This is a genomic window from Pseudomonas sp. R76 (genome assembly GCF_009834565.1).
In the GTDB taxonomy this organism is placed as follows: domain Bacteria; phylum Pseudomonadota; class Gammaproteobacteria; order Pseudomonadales; family Pseudomonadaceae; genus Aquipseudomonas.
On the sequence record NZ_CP019428.1, the window covers coordinates 3,387,633 to 3,407,391 of the forward strand.

General features: G+C 59.3%; 7 protein-coding genes and 1 pseudogene. 7 read left to right on the top strand and 1 reads right to left on the bottom strand.

The window, feature by feature from the left end; all coding sequences use genetic code 11:
- Positions 1-17 precede the first annotated feature (17 nt).
- From PspR76_RS15310 to PspR76_RS15340, 7 genes and pseudogenes are all read left to right on the top strand, one after another.
- Entirely contained in the window at positions 18-14,012 is a 13,995-nt protein-coding gene (locus PspR76_RS15310; protein WP_159956508.1) for a hemagglutinin repeat-containing protein, read from the top strand.
- Between the two features lie 10 nt (positions 14,013-14,022).
- Complete coding sequence (locus tag PspR76_RS15315; protein WP_159956510.1) at positions 14,023-14,832, top strand: Imm49 family immunity protein; 810 nt, start codon at positions 14,023-14,025, stop codon at positions 14,830-14,832.
- Between the two features lie 264 nt (positions 14,833-15,096).
- Positions 15,097-15,522, top strand: a pseudogene (locus PspR76_RS15320) (IS4 family transposase); the annotation flags it as partial.
- Positions 15,523-15,567: 45 nt separating this feature from the next.
- Complete coding sequence (locus tag PspR76_RS15325) at positions 15,568-15,831, top strand: hypothetical protein (RefSeq protein ID WP_159956514.1); 264 nt, start codon at positions 15,568-15,570, stop codon at positions 15,829-15,831.
- A 402-nt stretch (positions 15,832-16,233) separates the two neighbouring features.
- Positions 16,234-16,872, top strand: coding sequence for a T6SS immunity protein Tdi1 domain-containing protein (locus PspR76_RS15330; RefSeq protein ID WP_159956516.1), 639 nt, complete (start codon positions 16,234-16,236; stop codon positions 16,870-16,872).
- Positions 16,873-17,074: 202 nt separating this feature from the next.
- Positions 17,075-17,614, top strand: coding sequence for a DUF7919 family protein (locus PspR76_RS15335; protein WP_159956518.1), 540 nt, complete (start codon positions 17,075-17,077; stop codon positions 17,612-17,614).
- 283 nt (positions 17,615-17,897) lie between these two features.
- Positions 17,898-18,839, top strand: a complete 942-nt coding sequence (locus tag PspR76_RS15340; RefSeq protein WP_159956520.1) for a cupin — start codon at positions 17,898-17,900, stop codon at positions 18,837-18,839.
- Positions 18,840-18,848: 9 nt separating this feature from the next.
- Here PspR76_RS15340 and PspR76_RS15345 read toward each other — a convergent pair whose 3' ends face one another.
- Positions 18,849-19,757, bottom strand: coding sequence for a LysR family transcriptional regulator (locus tag PspR76_RS15345; RefSeq protein WP_159956522.1), 909 nt, complete (start codon positions 19,755-19,757; stop codon positions 18,849-18,851).
- Positions 19,758-19,759 lie beyond the last annotated feature (2 nt).

Genomic DNA, 19,759 nt, shown 5'->3' on the forward strand with positions numbered 1-19,759 from the left:
GTGCATCGAGACTTCACATGGACGTCCGCCAGTTCGCCTTTCTTGCGCGCCAGCCTTCTGCAGCGCTGAAAAACCGCACGTCGTTTCTGGGCCTGCCCAAACGCGGGCTGGCGCTGATTCTGGCGAACGCGCTGTTCTGGCAGCCGTTGCTGGCGCAGGCGGACGGCATTGTCGTGAATGCGCCCGGCACCACCCTGGCGCAAGCCGGCAATGGCGTGCCGATTGTCAACATCGCGGCGCCGAATGCGGCGGGCCTGTCCCATAACCAGTTCCATGACTACAACGTCGGCACGCAAGGCCTGATCCTCAATAACGCCACCGACCGCACCCAAAGCACACAGCTGGGCGGGATCATTGTCGGCAACCCCAACTTCAACGGGCAGGCCGCCAGCACCATCCTCAACGAAGTCAACGGCGGCAGCCCGAGCCAGTTGCGCGGCTACACCGAAGTGGCGGGGCAGTCAGCGCATGTGATTGTCGCCAACCCCTACGGCGTGAGCTGCAACGGCTGCGGTTTTATCAACACGCCGCAAGTGACGCTGACCACCGGCCAGGCCGTGATTGAAAACGGCAAGGTCAGCCGCTACCAGGTGGACCAGGGCAGTGTGTCGGTTGATGGCGACGGCCTGAACGCGAGCAACGTCGGCCAGTTCGAAATCATCACCCGCGCCGCGCACATCAACGCGCAGATTCAGGCGCAAAAGCTGGCCATTGTCGCCGGGCGCAATGACGTCGACGCCGGCACCTTGAATGCCACCGCACGCGCCGCCGACGGCAGCGCCGCCCCGACGCTGGCGATCGACTCATCGGCGTTGGGCGGGATGTACGCCGGCACGATCAGGCTGGTGGGCACCGAGGCGGGCGTCGGGGTACGGCTTGCCGGCAACATGGTTGCCGGGGGCGATATCCGCATCGATGCCAACGGCCACCTGAACCTGGGGCAAACCTCGGCCGGCAGTGCCTTGAATGTGACCGCCCAAAGTGTGGAAACCCAAGGCGCGGTGTATGCCGGTACAGATCTGGCGATCAAGGCCCAGGGCGACCTCAGCAACGCCAACAACCTCGCAGCCCGCAACAGCATCACCCTCGACAGCGGCGCTCACCTGAGCAACAGCGGCATTATCGAAGCGGGCGTAAATGCCGATAACAGCCGCAATACCAATGGCGATGTGCGCCTGACTGCGCAAACCCTGGACAACACCGGCAACACCGTGATCGCCAGCCGTGACCTGACGGTAAATGCCGCTGCGCTGGTCAACCGGCACGGCACCCTCAGCGCCCAGCGCCAGGGCCAGATCAACGCCGATCAGTTGGACAACCAGAGCCAGGGCCGGATTATCAGCAACGGCCAGCTCACCGCACAAATCGCCGGGCAACTGCTCAACCAGACCGGCCTGTTCGCCGCCACCGGTGACCTGCAACTGAGCGCCGCCAGCCTCGACAATAGCCTCAAGGGCACCCTCAGCGGCCAACACACGGTCAGCCTCAACGCAGGCAGCCTGGACAACAGTGGCCAAGGCAGCGTGTATGCCAAAGACGACCTGTCGTTGGTGCTGCGCAATCAGCTCAATAACACCCAGGGTGTGGTGCACAGCGACAACAGTTTTGGCGCGCAGGTAGGCAACCTGATCAACGACGGCGGGGCCATCAGCAGTGCCGGGCCATGGGCGCTCACCAGCCAGGGCGCGATCAGCAACCGGGGCGGCCAGTTGTACAGCGCCCGCAGCCTGACCCTGGACCTGAACCACGCGCAATTGGACAACACCGGTGGCCTGATCAACACCCCGGGCGCGCTGCTGCTCAACCATCTCGCCACGGTGGGCAATAGTGGCGGTGAAATTTCCAGCGCGCAGGCCTTTACGCTTGCCGCGCAGAACCTCGATAACAGCGGCGGCAAGGTGATCAGCGACCAGGCGCTGAACCTGCAGGTCGACCAGTTGCTGGCGAACCTCAACGGTGAAATTTCGGCAGCCGGGCTCACGGCGCACGTGGGCACGCTGGACAACACCCACGGCTTGCTCAGCAGCTCGACCGATTTGGCGCTGAGCGTGGGCGGCAGCCTGGTCAACGACGGCGGCGAGGTGTCGAGCGCCGGTGCCAGCGTGGTCAAAGCCGCGGCGCTGAGCAACAAGGGCGGGCACGTACTGGGCGATAACAGCCTCGACCTGAGCGTCCTCGGCGCACTCGGCAATCAGGGCGGCACCCTCGGCGCCGGCCAGCGCTTGCAGGTGAACGCTGCCAGCCTGGACAACAGCCAGTCCGGCAGCCTCGTCAGCGATGGCAGCCTGAACGCAAGCGTAGACGGCCTGCTCGACAACCACGCTCAAGGCAGCGTGCTGGCCAAGGGCGCGGTGGGCATCCAGTCCGCCAGCCTGGACAACCGCACCGGTTTGATTCGAGCCAACCAGAACCTGAACCTGCACACCGGCCAGGTGGACAACCGCCAGGGCGTGATCAACAGCCAGCAGGCGCTGGGCTTTGTTGGCCAGTCGCTGAATAACAGTAATGGCTTGATCAGCGCCACCGGCCCGCTGCACCTGGCCTTCGATAGCGCCAGCAACGCCAAGGGCCGTATCGCCAGCCAAGGCGACCTCGACGCAACCCTGGGGACACTGACTCAACAAGGCGGGGAGCTGACGGCCCAGGGCACGCTGACGCTGAATGCCAACACCCTCGACAACAGCAACGGCGGGCTGGTAGCGGCGACAAAAGCGCTGAAACTGGCGGTTGATAGCACCGACAACCGCGCCGGGGAGATTTCCAGCCAGCAAGATGTCGCGCTGACCGGCCAGCAACTGGACAACAGCGGCGGCAAGCTGCTCGCCGCGACGGCACTGGAGCTGGCCGTGGCCCAGGTGATCAACCAGGCCAAAGGGCTGGTGTTCGCACAGGATGCGCACCTTGTCGGCACGCGCCTGGACAACACCCAAGGCAGCGTCGCCGCCCAGCACTCGCTGGCGATTCAACTGGCGCCGGCCGCATTGGCGGGTGCCAGCCTGATCAACGCCGGTGGCACCCTCAGCAGCGAAGGCAACCTGACGCTGCTCGGCCAACGCCTCGACAACAGCAGTGGCAAGGTCACCAGCGCCGGTATGCTCAGCGTGACCAGCAGCTCCGAGCTGTTGAACCTGGGCGGCACCTTCGATTCGGCACACGGCCTGACACTCACCAGCGCCAGCCTCGACAACAGCGGGCAAGGCCTGATCAAAAGTGACGGCGCCGCCAGCGTCACCACCGGCCAGTTCAATAACGCCACCGGCGGTGCCCTCACCAGCACCGGCAAGCTCGACCTGACCGCGACCCAGGTCACCAACGGCGGGCGTATTGCCAGCGCCGATGTACTCACCGCCAGCGTCAGCGGCCTGACCCAACAGGGCGGCCAACTGTTCAGCAACACCCAACTGAACCTGAACCTCAACGGCGGCGACCTGAGCAACGGCGGCTTGATCAATGCGCCAATCCTGCTGCTGAGCAACCTGGGAAACCTGAGTAACCAGGGCGGTGAAATCTCCAGCCAGACCGCGTTCTCGCTGGCGGCGCACAGCCTGGACAACAGCAACGGCAAACTCATCAGCAATCAGGCCCTGAGCCTCACTGCAGACCAGCAACTGGGCAACGTCAACGGCCACATCAGCGCCCTGGGTTTTACTTCCAGCAGCGCGCAACTGGATAACACCGACGGCGTCATCAGCAGCCATGGCGGCGTCGACATCACTGCCCGTGACCAACTCACCAACCTACGCGGCAGCCTGATCGGCGATGGCGCGCTGCTGCTCACCACCGCCAGCCTCGACAACCGCAGTGGTCAAGTGGCCGGCAAGGCCGACACCACGCTCAACGCCAGCGCCATCAACAACCAGCACGGCCAGTTGGTCAGCACCGACACCTTGCACATCCGCGCTGCCAGCCTGGATAACCGCACGGGCCTGGTCGGCGCCACCCACGCATTGACACTGGACGTGGCCAGCCTCGACAACCGCGCGGGCGAGTTGACCGGCAGCGCCGATGTCAGCGTGAATGCCCAGCGCCTGGACAACAGCGACGGCGGCAAACTGCTCGCGGCGAACGCCCTGAGCCTGACCGTTGACCAATTGCTTAACCGAACGCTGGGCCAGCTCAACGGCCAGCGCGTGACACTCAGCGGCTCGACGCTGGACAACAGCGGCGGCAAGGTTTTCAGCCAGCAGCCGCTGATGCTGACCCTGACCGGTGATGTCGACAACACTCAAGGCGTGTTGAGCAGTGAAAGCCAACTGAGCCTCAGTGCCGCCAATCTCAACAATGCCCAAGGCAGCATTTCCAGCGCACAAGACCTGACGCTGGGCCTGCGCGGCCAGGTCAACAACCTTGGCGGCGAACTGCTGACCGACGGCGCCCTGGGCCTGAATAGCCTCGGGCTGAGTAACGCCCAAGGCAGCCTCAGCGCTAAAGGCGCGATGGCGCTGGTCACCGGTGACCTGAGCAACCAGAACGGCAGCATCAGCGGCGGCGACAGCCTGAACCTCACTGCCGGCCAACTGAGCAACGGCGGCAGCATTGGCAGCAGCAACGCGCTGACCGCCAGCGTGAGCGGCCTGGACCAGCAGGGCGGCAAGCTGTTCAGCAACGGCGCGCTGACGCTCGACGTGAACAACGGCGTGTTGAACAACAGCGGCGGCTTGATCAATTCGGCCGGGGCGCTGCAACTCAACCACCTCACCGACGTCACCAATAGCAACGGTGAAATCTCCAGCGGCCAGGCCTTCACGCTGGCCGCGCGCACCCTCGACAACAGCAACGGTAAGCTGCTGAGTAACCAAGCGCTGACCCTGCGCATCAACCAGGCGCTGACAAACATCAAGGGTTTGATCGGCGCCGCCGGCCTCGACGCCCACGCCGCCTCGGTGGACAACAACAATGGCACCCTGAACAGCCGGGGCGACCTGCAACTGGCCAGCGATGGCCTGCTGAACAACACCGGCCTTGGCCTGATCCACAGCCAGGGCAACCTGAACCTCTCCGCAGCCAGCCTGAACACCGGCAACGGCGGTGAAGTGTCGGCTGTCGGCACGCTCGACCTGAGCACCGGCACCTTGACCTCGGCAAACGGCCGGGTGACTGGCGAGCAACGCGTGACCGTAGACCTGAGCTACGGCAACCTGGATAACGGCGACCTCGATAACCATGGCGGCCTGATCCTCGGCAAAGGCCCGCTGACGATCAACCACCTGCGTGACCTCAACAACATAGGCGGTGAAATCTCCAGCCAGCAGAACCTGACGCTGGCCGCGCGTACGCTGGACAACAGCGCCGGCAAGCTGATCAGCAGCCAGGCATTGACCCTCGGCGCGGCCAACTTGATCAACGCCAATGGCCTGGTGTCGGGCTGGCAGAGCCTCGGCTTCAGCGGCGGCAGCCTCGACAACCGCAACAACGGCACGTTTTCCAGCCGCAGCGGCGCGATGGCAGTCAACCTCACGGGCGCACTGCTCAACAGCGGCGCCGGTGCGCTGGTCAGCCAGGGCCGGCTGGACATCCACGCGGCCAGCCTCGACAACAGCAGTGGCGGGATTCTGTCCAGCGCCGCCGGGCAGGGCCTGACGGTCAGCGGGCTGCTGAACAACAGTGGCGGCGGTTTGATCGACAGCGGCGCGACCCTCGACGTGCAGGCAGCGACCCTGGGCAACGACGCCGGCAAGATCAATGCGCAGCAGGCGCTGGCGGTGAATGCCACCGACCTGAGTAACAACGCCGGCACCCTGGCAGGCAACGCCGCAGTAACCCTCAACCTGCTCGGCAACCTGATCAACACCCACGGCACACTGGCCAGCGCCGGGCCCTTGCTGTTGCAGCGCGCCACCCAGGTCAACAACCAGGGCGGGCAAATAGTCAGCCAGAACCTGCTGAGCCTGTTTGCCGGGGCGATCGACAACAGCCAGCACGGCACCCTCGCGGGCACCGGCAACGTCGCGATCAACACCCGTGGCCTGCTGCAAAACAACGCCGACGGTTTGATTTACAGCCAAGGCGCCGGCGTGCAGTTGCAGGCCGCCGCAATTGCCAACGGCCTCGGCGTGGTGCAGGGCCAGAACGGCCTGACCCTCAACACCAGCGGCGACGTGGATAACCAGAGCGGCAAACTGTTTGCGCAAACCGGTGACCTGACGCTCAACGCCAACAGCCTCGACAACCGTGGCGGCACACTCGCCAGCCTCAACGGCGCAGTGCAGGCGCAACTGGTGGGCGTGCTGCGCAACGGCTACGACCTGAACAACAACCGCCAGGGCGGCACGGTGCAGGGCCAGCACCTCAACCTGCTGGCGGCGATGATTGATAACTATGGCGGACGCGTCTCTGCCCAGGGCGGCGATGCGCTCATCACCACCGGCAATATCGACAACCGCAACGGCGGCATCTATGCCACCGGCCTGGTGAGCGTCAGCGCGAACGACGTCGACAACAGTGGCGATAACGACGGCCAGATCGCCGGCCAACAGATCGACCTGAGCCTGCGCGGCGCATTGAATAACCGCCTGGGGATCGTCGAAAGCCAAACCACCCTCAAGGTCAGCGCCGCCAGCCTCGACAACGGCAACGGCCGCTTGCGCGCCCTGGGCAGCGCGGGCACCACCGAGTTCGCCATCGGCGGCCTGCTGGATAACACCAACGGTGTGCTTGAAACCGCCAACAGCAACCTGGTACTCGGTGCCGGTAGCTTGCAGAACGTCGGCGGCAGCGTGCTGCACGTCGGCAATGGCAACTTCACCATTGCGCCGAGCAACCTCAACAGCGTCGGCGGCAGCCTGGTAACGCGCGGCGGCCTGACCGTCGCCCAGGACACCTGGACCAACAACAGCGTGATCCAGGCCGGGCGGCTGACGGTCAACGTCAACACCCTCAACCAAACCACCGACGGCCAATTGCTGGCCAGCAGCGCGTTCAGCGGTACAGGCGGCAACTGGTCCACCAACGGTCTGATCGCCAGTGACGGCAGCCTCGACCTGCATGTCGGCGGCACGCTCAATGGCGCTGGGCGCATCACCAGCCAGGGCGGCCTGAGCCTTAGCGCCGCGCAACTGAACCTGAGCAGCACCGCCAGCGTGGCCGGCGGCGGCCTCACCAGCGCCACTATCACCGGCACCCTGAACAACGCCGGGCGGCTGACCTCGGCCAATGACCTGGTCATCAATGCCGGCGCGATAAACAACACCGCAACCCTCGGCAGCGCTCAGAAGCTCACCGCCACCACCGGCGCGTTGCTCAATGACCATGGCCTGATCTTCAGCGGTGGCGACATGAGCCTGCGCGTCGACACGCTGACCAACAGCTACGCCGACGTCTACAGCCTGGGCAACCTGAGCATCGACCGCGACGGCCGGGGCGGCCTTGCGACGGCGATCGTCAACAGTTCGTCGAGCCTGCAAAGCGACGGCAATATGAGCCTGGCCGCCAGCACCATTCAAAACGTGCGCGCGGTACTCACCACCAGCGCGGGCGGCATCTACACCGCCTCGATCACCGAATTCCCCTGCATCGAAGGCCCGAACTACGCCGGTGATTGCAGCGGCAAACAGAACCACCTGTGGCAAATCGATCAGCGCGAAAAGCTCGAAGTGACGGCTTCCAGCGCCGCCTCCAGCATCACCGCCGGGCAAAACCTCAACATTGCCGGCGGCGATGTCGTCAATGCCAGCAGCACTATCGGCGCGGGCGGCAACCTCAGCGTTGCCGTCAACAACCTGACCAACAGTGGCGTAGAAACCGGCGAAACCGACACCTCGCGCCTGTTCGTGTCCGAGCGTACCCGCCATCCGGAGATGTGGTACGACGCAGCCGCCGCGTTCAACAGCCGTTACTCCATCGGCGGCGCCAGCTACAACCCCAATGACCTGAGTGGCCTGCAGGGCGCCATGGCCTCGTTCATCGGTATCACCGAGGCTGAGCGTACGGTGTTGCGCACCGTCACCCAGATCGGCGGCGGCGACCAAAGCTACGCCGGGGTGATTCAGGCGGGCGGCGCGGTCAACGTCAAGGCACAGGCCAATCTCGACAACAGTGTGGTGCGCCCAGGCTTTACCTATGTCGGTGCGGGTGCCAAAACCGGCACTGGCGCGGGCGGCGCGAGTGGTGCGAGTGCGTTCTCCACCCGCATCACCGTCAACGGGCAACTGCCGCCCGACCTGGCCCAGCGGCAGATCAACCCACTGACCTTGCCGGGGTTCAGCCTGCCGACCGGGCAAAACGGCCTGTTCCGCCTGAGCGGGCAGGGCAGCAGCGCCACGGCTTCCAATAACAACGCACCGGGCTGGTCCGTGAGTGGCGCCAGTCTTCAATTGGACGCGCATCCAATCACCGCGCCCTCGACCGCAGGCCGGTTGATACAGGTGAATGCGCCGGCCCCCGACACGGCCAACAGCCTGCAACTGGACCTGGCCAGCCGCCAAGCCAGCGGCATTGGTGCCAGCGGCAGCGGCGTTGGCGCGATCAGCGATGGCGGCGCCGCCAGCATCCAACCCCCGGACCGCAGCAGTGCAGCGCCGGCGATCGGTGCGTCCCTCCCGAACACACCGCAGAAACCCGCTGGGCCCGATAACCCGTCCCTGACAGCCAGCCAAAGCATCGCCCGTGTACAGGGCCTGCCAAACACCCAACCGGTGTCGCAGCCACAGAAATACCTGATCGAAACCAACCCGGTGCTCACCGACCTCAAGCAGTTCATGAGCTCCGACTACCTGCTTTCCGGCCTCGGCTACAACCCCGACGACAGCGCCAAGCGCCTCGGCGACGGCCTTTACGAGCAACGCCTGGTCGAACAAGCGGTGGTGGCCCGCACCGGCCAACGCTTTATCGACGGCCAGAACTCCGATTCGGGCATGCTCAAGTACCTGATGGACAACGCCATCAGCAGCAAACAGCAGCTTGGCCTGAGCGTGGGTGTGAGCCTCACCTCGGCCCAGGTCGCGGCGCTGACCCACGACATCGTGTGGCTCGAAAACGAGCAAGTGAACGGCGAAAACGTGCTGGTGCCCGTGGTGTATCTGGCCCAGGCCAACAACCGGCTGGCCCCGGACGGCGCGTTGATCGCCGGTAACGACGTCAACCTGATCGCCGGCCAGAACCTGGACAACGTCGGCACCTTGCGGGCCAGCAATAACCTGTCGGCCCAGGCCGGCAACGACCTCAGCAACAGCGGCCTGATCCAGGCCGGTAACCGCCTGGACCTGCTGGCCGGCAACAACATCGTCAACACCGCCGGCGGCATCATCGCCGGGCGCGACGTGAACCTGACCGCCACCAATGGCGACATCCTCAACGAGCGCAGCGTCACCAGCCACGACAGCAGCAGCGGCTACCGCACCGAACACACCGACTCCGTGGACAGCGCCGCACGCATCGAAGCCGCCAACAACCTCAGCCTGCAGGCCGGCCGCGACGTCGACAGCGTGGGCGGGGTAACCAGCAGCGGCGCCGACACCACGATCAAGGCCGGGCGCGACGTCAACCTCGTCGCGGCCGAAGGCACCAACAGCAATACGGTCAGCGGGCTGTTCAAGGGCAGCAGCGTGAGCCAGTACGGCAGCCGCGTGGATGCCGGCGGAGATTTGAAGGTACAGGCGGGGCGGGACATCAGCGCGGTGGCGAGTGAAATCGATGCCAAGCGCGATGTGACGATGTCGGCAGTGGGCGATCTGTCGCTGTCGTCGGCGGCGGACGAATCCCATGCCTCGTTTACCTCGAAAAAGGTCAAGAGTGAAGACGACCATGTGAGCCAGGTGTCGACCACGGTCAAGGCCGGTGGCGACGTGGCGCTGAGCGCTGGGCAAGACCTGGCGTTGACGGCGAGCCGGGTGACGGCGGGGGATGAGGCGTATTTGTATGCCGGTAAAGACCTGAACCTGGCGGCGGCTGAAGACAGCGATTACTCGTATTACTCGAAAACGAAGAAGGGGTCGTGGGGCAAGAAAAGCTCGAAGATGAGCGAGAGCGAAAATGATGTGGCTGTTGGCTCGTCCGTTGACGCGGGGAAAAAAGTCTCACTTTCCGCAGGCCAGGACTTCAATGCCGAGGGTGCCAAGGTTAGCAGCGGCGATGCATTGCTGGTCAGTGCTGGGCATGACGTTAATTTGGACACGGCGGATAACTACACCAGCCAGGCGAATGCTTCGTCCAAGAAAGGCTTGTTCTCCAGCAAAAGCAGTAGCTCGTCGTCCAGCCAGTCAACGGTGACCAGCACTGAGTTGCAAGGCAACAGCATCACCGTGCAGGCCGACAATGACGTCACCATGAACGCCGCCGCGCTGAATGCGCAGCAGGCGGTAAAGCTGATTGCTGGCCGAGATATCGAGATTGGTACGGCTGAGCAACAGCAAACGGCGAGTCAAGCCAGCCAGTCCAGCAAGTTCGGGTTCAACATCGTCGCCGCGCCGTCGTTGACCCAAAAAGCCCAGTCGGGGCAACAGAGCGGCAGCCAAAGCATCGGCACCAGCATCAGTGCCGGCAGTCTGGATATTCAGAGCGGTCGCGATACCGCCGTACGTGGCAGTACGCTGGTGACTGACAACGGCCTGCGAATTGATGCTGGACGTAATCTAGACATCGTCAGTGCCGAAGACCAGAACGCCTCCAGTAGTAAGTCCAGCAGCAAGAAGGCCGGTGAGATCGGTTCCTGGTGGCAGGACGCGCTGGGTGTCGCCAAGCTCAAGAACGGTGATCAGAACGCCAGCACACGACAAGCTGGAAGCCAGGTCGCCTCCCTGGGTGGGGACGTAAGCCTGACCGCCGGCGAGCATTACAATCAGGTTGCCAGCCAGGTCATCGCCCCTAAAGGCGATATCTCGATTACCGCCAAGGATGTTGATATCCAGGCTGGCTTCGACGTGTTGAATGCCAATCACACGGCAAGTGCCAGCCGTACCGCGATTGGCGGCAGTATCGATATCCCGCTGCTCGACGCCGCGCGCGGCGTTCAAGGGGCCGTCGAATCTGCGGGGAAAACATCCGATCCACGGATGCAAGGATTGGCAGCCGCCAACGCGGCAATGAGTGGCAAGCAAACGTACGATGCCGCGCAAGACGTGCTGAAAAACGGTGTCGGCTTCAAGGTCAGCATCAGCCTGAGTAACAGCGAAAGTCATAGCGACAGCAGCCAGTCTGGTCAGAACGTAGTGTCCAGCAGCCTGGCGGCGGGAGGTGACATCAACGTCACCGCCAAAGGTGCAGGTAAAGACAGCGTACTCAACGTAGTGGGCAGCCGCATTGATGCCGGGCACGACGTAAACCTGAAATCCGATGGCGACATCAACCTGCTGGCCGCCCAGAACACCGCTGTGCAAAAGAGCACCAACGGCAACAGCGGTGGCAGTGTCGGCATTGGCTTTACCGTAGGCGGCGCACAGAACGGCTTCACTCTGGACCTTGCCGCGAACAAAGGCATGGGCATGTCCGACGGGCATGACGTCACGCAGACCAATACCTCAATCAAGGCCGGCAACAAAGCCAGTCTCGACAGTGGCAACGATACCAACCTCAAGGGCGCAGTGCTGACTGCCAAGCAGGTGCAGGCCGATGTCGGTGGCGACCTGAACCTGTCCAGTCTTCAGGACACCAGCAAGTTCAGCTCTAAACAAGTGGATGCAAGCGTTGGCGTCAGCATCTGCATTCCACCGTTCTGCTACGGCGTCAGCGGCACCGCGTCGTTCAACCAGCAGAAAATGAAAAGCGACTACGCCAGTGTCAGCGAGCAAACCGGTATCAAGGCGGGTGATGGCGGCTTCCAGGTCGATGTAAAGGGCAATACCGACCTTAATGGCGCCATCATTGCCAGCTCGGATCAGGCGGTGAAAGACGGGAAAAATACGCTTTCCACCGGCACGCTCACCAGTACCGATATCAAGAACAAAGCCGCCTACGACGCCAGCAGTATTGGCCTGAGTGGGGGTATGGGCGAACACATCGGACGTGCTGCTGACGGCTCGCAAAAAGCCGGTGCACCGGGCACTCCGGTACCGGACAACGGCAAGGTCAGCGCCAACGCCCCGATTGCTTTGCTGGCCAGCGGCGATGAGAGCAGCGTCACTCAAAGCGGTATCAGCGGCGCGGCTGTCAAGATCAATGATGACGCCAAGCAACAGGCGCTGACGGGGCAGACGGCTGCTGAAACAGTGGCTGCGATCAACACCGACGTGTCCAGCGACAGGGATGGCAGCAACAAGCTTAAGACGATTTTCAACCCTCAAGAAATTCAGGCTGGGTTTGATATTACGGCGAAGTTTGTGCAGAACGTTGGCGTTTACTTGGAGGATCGGGCCAAGGAGATAGATCAGAAAAAAGCTGAAGCGCAGGACGATCTGGAAAAGGCGCGAGCCGCCACTACCCCAGACGACTATCAGCGTTACGTCGACAAAGCCGTTCAGGCCAATCAAGACGCCAAAGACCTTGCCAATGATTGGGGCGCTGGCGGTACTTACCGTCAGATCGCCACCGCTCTTGTGGCGGGCGTAAGCGGCAATGTGACGGGCAGCACCAGCCAGTTTGCGCAAAACATGGTGGTCAACTATGTCCAGCAGCAAGGAGCTGACTACATAGGCAAGCTGGTCCTCAAAGGCGACATCAAGGAAGGTGACCCTATCCACGCAGCGTTGCACGCCATTCTTGGTTGTGCGGGTGCTGCCGCGAGTAACCAAGGGTGTTCTTCCGGGGCGCTAGGCGGCGCGGCAGGCAGTGTGTTGACCAACCTGTTCAACGACACTGACCCGAACGAAACCCAAGCCGAACGCGAGGCCAAACGGAACATCATCACCAGCCTGGTGACAGGCATTGCGGCAGCAACTGATCCTTCGGGCGCAGCAACGGCGAATAACGCCGCAACGGCGAATGTTGATAACAACTGGTTGGCCACCCAGCAATGGATTCAGGCCGACAAGGAGATCAGCGAAGCCAAGGGGGCGATAGCTAAGCTAGCGGCGACTGCCAAGTGGGCGGGTATTTCGGTCAAGCAAGACGTACTGACAACCAGCGGCATTGGCCAGGGCTTGGTGGAAGCGGGTGTTCAGGACGTTGAAGGCTTGACCCAGTTCATGACTCATCCGATTGAGGGACTGAAGGGGATGGCGGAAGCCGTCAGCAACCCGGATGTCAGAAATGCACTCGGAGAAACGGCCTATAAAAGCTTGTTGGACAGCATTGGTCGGATGGAGACCGCCCTTGAGACAGGTGGTGACGATCAGGCTGTTCAACTGGGTCGCGACCTTGGCAACCTGATTTATACGGTGGGCAGCGTCGTCAGCGGAGTGGGTGGCGCAGCGAAAGCTGGACTGACCTTGGCCAAAGTAGGGGTCGAAGTATCCAGCAAGGTACTGGGTAAAATGGCGCTGAAGGACGGTGCCGAGCTTGGTGAGCAGATCGCAGAGCTGGATGCGAAGACGGCGAAGAACTGGAGTACCGACGGCGGTCAGGGTGATTGGGAGGCGACGCAGCTTCCAGATCGGCCGGTGGTACCGAAGCGTGATCCGATTGTTTCGGGGATTCCTGCTATTGCGGAGCTCTCTGGGGTCGAACCCACGGCAGGGGGATTTGTCAGCTCAGCCAAGCTAAACGCCGGAGGGTATGCTATTACCGATTTGACGCCGACTGAACGGGCATTAGCGGAGCAAGTGGCTTTAGGTGCCGACCGTTCCGGAGCGCTGACCGAGCAACTGGTGGAGTCTGTTTCGCAAAGGCAGGGCCTTCAGCCTTTGGAGGGTGGTAAGTACGGAAGTAATAATGGCTTCGATCATGTGTATATGAGTGCTGATGGTAAGTCGGTGATTATTTTGGATTCGAAACAGATAAATGGAGGGGTGGCATTTTCTAGTGATGCCAACGATGTTGTTCAAATGTCTGATGCGTGGATAGATAAGGTTCTCGGAAAGCTCGATAAAACCTCCTCTGCCTTTGAGGCTGTATTTCAAGCTCGCAAAAATGGAACGTTGGTAAAGGGTGTCGCAGGCGTAGATAGAAGCTCAGGCGAACTGATTATTGCTAAATTGAAGTGAGAGTAAATAAGTGAATAATTGGGATCGATACGGGAAATTAAAAGCTCACGCGCTGTCAAGGATTGGGCATGTAAAAAGTCATTTGGACGGTGGCTTTGACGTGGCAGGATGTGTCGCCAACATAGAGACCAGCAAAGGAGATCCCGCTGCCTGCGCTGACCTCTTGTCGGCGCATGCGTATGCTCAAGCTATAGATGAGTGGTTTAGCAATTCGTCACTGGAAAAGATGAAAGCCTGGTTTTTTATAGCGGACAGTCTGCGCCGCCACCGGTATTCACTGAAAACCGACAAAATGAACTTCATGTTGAAGACATTTGATTTTTTGGCTGGGTTGGTTTCTGATAATGAATCCCTGATTAGTTGGTTCTGTAATAACGACGATATCGTTGATGCTAAAAGAGTTCAGGCCACTACTACCGCAGATTTTGTAGCCTATCAAATTAGATTGGCTGTTAAAGGAGACTTTGCTCAGTTGCGCGACCGTTGTGCCAGGATGATTGCGCACCCACCTTCAGGACCGAAGAAGAGATTCATGCTGGACAATGAGTTCTTCATTGCGCTGGCAGAGGGCGATATATCAAAAATGGAATCTGTTTTGCGCGAGCTGACAACACCAGCCTCAATAAAGAGAAGGTTTGATAGTGAGAACGGTTATTCTGAAGGTCTGATTTCAACTTTTGGTGTCATCTACGCAAAAATTGCCTGGAGACATGGTTATGAAATCGTCGTCGATACACCATACATCCCATCAGAGTGGTTACCTGTTAAACCTCTAGCTCATTATGATGCTCATTATGAGTTTTTAAAGAGAGAAGTTTGATGGGATATGAATGGATAAAGGGGGACAGAGTCTGAGGAATCCCCACAAACTTACTCCGGTCTCTGAGATTGCCGGTGCATTTCTTCGCGCAGCAATAGCTCCATATCCGCCAATTTCGAGCAGGACAAACTGGGGGGAAAATAGGGGGCAGACCCTGAGAGATCCCCGAATTTTCTTACTAAAAATCAATAAGTTGGAATATTGAAGAGGCCTGCATGAGTCGGCAACTTGGTTTGCACCACACAAAACTAAGAACCCGAACCCATGCAGGCCATCCGATTTTTACATAGAGCGCTCGCTCAAACACTGTCTACGATCCATTCTCGCCGCCTAACGACGCTGATGAGTTGTGTCAGTTCGTTACTGCAAGGCCGTCGCCTGACGCTGACAGCGCTGGGACGTTTTATGCCAGGTCAGGCTTACCTCAAGCATGCGATCAAACGAGTGGACCGATTGCTGGGTAACCAACACCTCAGAGCAGAGCGCCCGCTGTTCTACTGGGTGATGCTGCGGGCATTGTTAGGCTCCCTGAAGAATCCTTTAATCTTGGTGGACTGGTCTCGAATTGATGCTCCTGGCGATGCGTTTTTGCTGAGAGCCGCGGTCCCGTTTGCGGGACGCTCGTTTCCTATTTATGAAAGCGTTCATGAGCGTGAGAGCTGTCCCAAATATCAAAGCGGCCTGCTCGAAATGTAACACCGTTGCCGACTTTGCATCGGTGAACCGGAGATGGAAATGAGATTCAGAGACATACTTGTACGTAAAGAGGAGCGGTATTCCATTGGCGTCGAAGAATTGACAGGCAGATATTACCTGTCAATTCCGGTTGCGAATAATCTTGTCGATTACGAGGAATACTACGAAATCAATAAAGAAGAATTTGATGCATTCAACGTCAGCGTGGTCGCGGCGGCGGAATTTGTTCAGCAGTGCCGCAACCGAAAACAAGATGACCGACTGATGATGAAACCGGGAAAAGACCGGGGAGTAGCCGTATAGGCTTGACTGGCGACGCTTCGCGAGTCAACTGTTGGTGCAAAAAGTACAGCAAGCGATGGCGTTTATCTCTCTCTAACCTACAAATCAGGATGGACGGACGCGCAACGCGCAGCGGCAGATGCAAAAGTTAATATTTTAAACGATGCAGATACCGTCCTAACAACGCCAGTACGTTCTGGAACATCGGCTGCGAGTCGTTATAGGCAGGCCGGCAACACAGTGCCGCTGGGCTCCGATGTCGATCACATGGTTGACTTACAGTTCGGCGGTACTGACACTAATGCTAACATGAGTCCGTTAGATAGGAGTGTTAATCGTAGCCTTGGCGCTCAAATTTATCAGCAAACAAAGGGTTTGCAGCCTGGAACAAAAATCAACAATGTGAAAATTGGAGATAGATGAATGTATGATATTTTTCGCAGTTGTTTCCTTATCGATTACCGTGTTAACAGTGAAAATATGCCTGTTTTCGATGCTAAAGGTGATTATTATGGACTGGTTGAATTAATATCGGAGTTTGGAGGGTGTTCATTTGAGAACGCATTATATCGAGTGATGAAGCCTAGTTCGATTAATGAGTGGAACAAAACAATCAAGTATGCGTTCCCCGATTTTTATGGGCGCGTGCAATGTTTTGGATTTGATTGGCTAGGACGTATTTTTGCACTTGACTCAGGCAGATTGGAAGAAGGGTATTCTGGAGTCGTTATGTTTGAGCCGGGAACTGGACAGGTTCTCGAAATTCCTTGCAATATCGTGACTTTCCATAATCAAGAATTGGTTGAGTACAGTGAAGAGGCTTTAGCCGTTAGCTTCCGACTCCAGTGGCTAATTCGAGGCGCTGCACCTAGCTACGAAGAGTGTGTCGGATACAAAATACCATTATTTCTCGGCGGTAGAGATGTTACGAATAACTTGGGAATTTTAAATCTTGATGTCTACTGGACATTAACAGCTCAACTGATTAGGAAAGCTAGGGGGCTTCCTCCAGGTACAGTTCTTGGAAAAATCACTTCTGTTGATGGAACCTTGCCAGAGTAACTCGTGCAAAAGAAATAGTGTCATTTGACGCGCAGACAGCGTTGACGCAGCAGGTTGTTGACTTGCGTGCCACGTAAACAGGCAGCGCTTAGACCCGTAGCACCGTGGGTGTTGCACAGATCGACATCCCCGGAATTCCCTGCTTTTCCATTTTTGTTGTTTTTACTCAGGTCGCTCTCTATAGGTGATGGAGGTAATTAAAATGATTAAGATGACCTGTTTTTCCGACTTGACCGCCTACACTCACCAAATAGAGCCTTTCACTTTGTCGGGTGTGAAAAATGTCGGTTGGATTGATGTAGCGTCATTATTTCCGCTGGGCGATGTGCCAGAGAAAAGTCTCCTAAAACTGACCAGCTTAGCCAGTGGTAACGTTGTGTTTAGGCCGCTTGTTGAGCCGGTTAGAGAATTGCATGCCTGCCAGATATGTGGTGCATTGCAATTGCGTGATTCAGTTGGAAATGCGTTGCCTAACGCTGAACTCTGGATTCCTGCGAATGGCGTTATATATACCGCGCCCGTTATGATTCTGCACTTTATAGCAGTTCATAATTATCTTCCTCCCGAAGAATTCATCGCTGCTATAGATGCAGTGGATGAAAATGTTCCGTATAGTGCGGATGAACTATATAAAGAGCAGTTGAGGCTAAGTGATTGGGGACGGCTCTCAGGAGAAGAAAAAATGGATTTGGCTGCCGCTTACATTAAACGAGCGTCTGCCGCAGATCCCAGAGGAAGCTGAAAAAATAGTGCCAGTGAAGTCGGTCTCCAAGCTTCTACTGTCTTATAGATTCAACAGACATTTTTTCTGCCGGGATGAGTTGTGTTGATCACATAATCAGCAACGTCAGGAGATAAGTAAAACAGGGCAAACCAGCGTTAAAGTTTGCCCTCGTGCGTCGGGGCAATCGACAAAAAACACCCAACCACCCCATCCTGCACAACTGCTATGCCAAACGAGTGCTTAATACCAGTAGTCGCAATGCCTATAGTCGGTCCAAACCAGCCAAAGCCTGAGGTGGATGATGAACAGCGAATTCAAGCTCAACCTGACCGATACATTGCCGAGCGAGCAACTGGACGCCGAGTACTTTGAGTACAGCAAAGCGGCCAACCCCATCAGTGCCAATCTGATTACCCGGATTCCCTACCACGGCTTCCCGGCCTCGCTGTATGACAGCGGCCCTTCGCGTGTCGTCGCGCTTGACCTCAGTGATGCGTTGGGTTGCGAGGGGCCGGCGACGGGGCCAGGGCTGTGTGCCAACTTTATTCGCCTGAACGCCGGCGAAGCCCTGGACCTGCACCCCAATGCGACTTCACAGGTGTTTTATGTGATTGCCGGGGAGGGCAGTGTTGTTCAGGGCGAGCATGTAATTGAATGGTCTGCCGGTTGTTTTATCGCGTTGCCTGGGATGCTGTCGGCTCACTTCAGCGTCACACAGGATGCGCGCCTGTACTACGTGCATGACGAACCGCTGTTGCGCTACCTGGGCGTGACGCGCAGCGCCGACCGTTTCGCGCCGACCTTGTATCCCGCAGCACTGGCCAGCCTGAAGCTGCGTGAAGCGGCTGACGACCCGCGTGCCCAGGACCGCAGCCGTATCAGCATCTTGCTGGGGAATCGCAATTTCCCACAGACCCGCACCGTCACGCATGTGCTGTGGGCCATGTACGGCATCCTGCCGCCCGGTTCGATTCAAAAGCCGCACCGGCATCAGTCGATTGCACTCGACTTCATTATCGACTGCCCCAAGGGATGCTACTCGCTGGTCGGTACTGAGCTGGACGCCGACGGCCAGATCCGCAACCCGGTACGGGTGGACTGGTCGCCCGGCTTGGCGTTCGTGACGCCACCGGGCTACTGGCATGCGCACTTCAATGAGTCGGATACGGAGGCTTTCCTGATCCCGATCCAGGACGCCGGGCTGCAGACCTATTTACGCGCGCTGGATATCCGCTTCAGCTGACGGATGCTTTCAGCGTTTCCAATACGGTGTTTCGCCTAGCTGCTCGACGACAAAGTCGATGAAGCACCTGACCTTGGACGACACGATGCGCTTGGGCGGGTAAACAAACCACACGGCAAACGCCTGCTCTGCGCCACGGATGGTCCAGTGCGGCATCCAAACCCGCAGTTCGCCGGTTTCAATCGACTTGGCCACCAACCAGTCAGGCAGCAGCGCAAAACCCAGGCCTTGGCGCGCAGCGATCAACTGCGCGTCAAGGTCGCTGATGCGAATGCAGTCGCCATGCACCAATGGCAGCACCTCATCTGCGCAAGCGAAGGCAAAATGGTCCGCGGCGTGCCTACCCAGGATCGCCGGCAGGCTGGCCAGCTCTGTCGGTGTGGACGGGGCAGGGTGTTGCGCCGCAAACGCCGGGCTTGCCACCAGCAGGTACTTGCCCGCGCAGATCTTGCGAGCCTTGAGGGTGGAGTCGGCAAGTGCGCCAATCCGAATCGCCAGGTCGACGCCTGCATGAATCAAGTTGACCTGCGCTTCCTCCAGCACCAGCTCCAGCTTGATCTGCGGATAACGCGCCAAAAACGTGTTGAGGACGGGAAGGATATGGTGACGGGCAAAAGCCGGTGGCACATTAAGCTTGAGCACCCCGCGCGGTTGCTGGTTCAGCGCCGATGTCGCCGCCTTGGCTTGTTCCAGTTCATCCAGCACCCGACGCGCGTGCAGCAGAAACGTCTGGCCGCCTTCGGTCAGGTGCAGCGTGCGTGTCGAGCGGTTGAACAGCGCAATGCCGAGGTCCTGTTCCAGGTCTTTAACGTAGCGCGAAACCGTTGACGCCTTGATGCCGAGCCGCTCGGCCGCGCGCGAGAAGTTGTTGCCTTCAGCGGCTTCGACGAAGGCGGTCAGTGCAGTGAAGTAATCCAAAA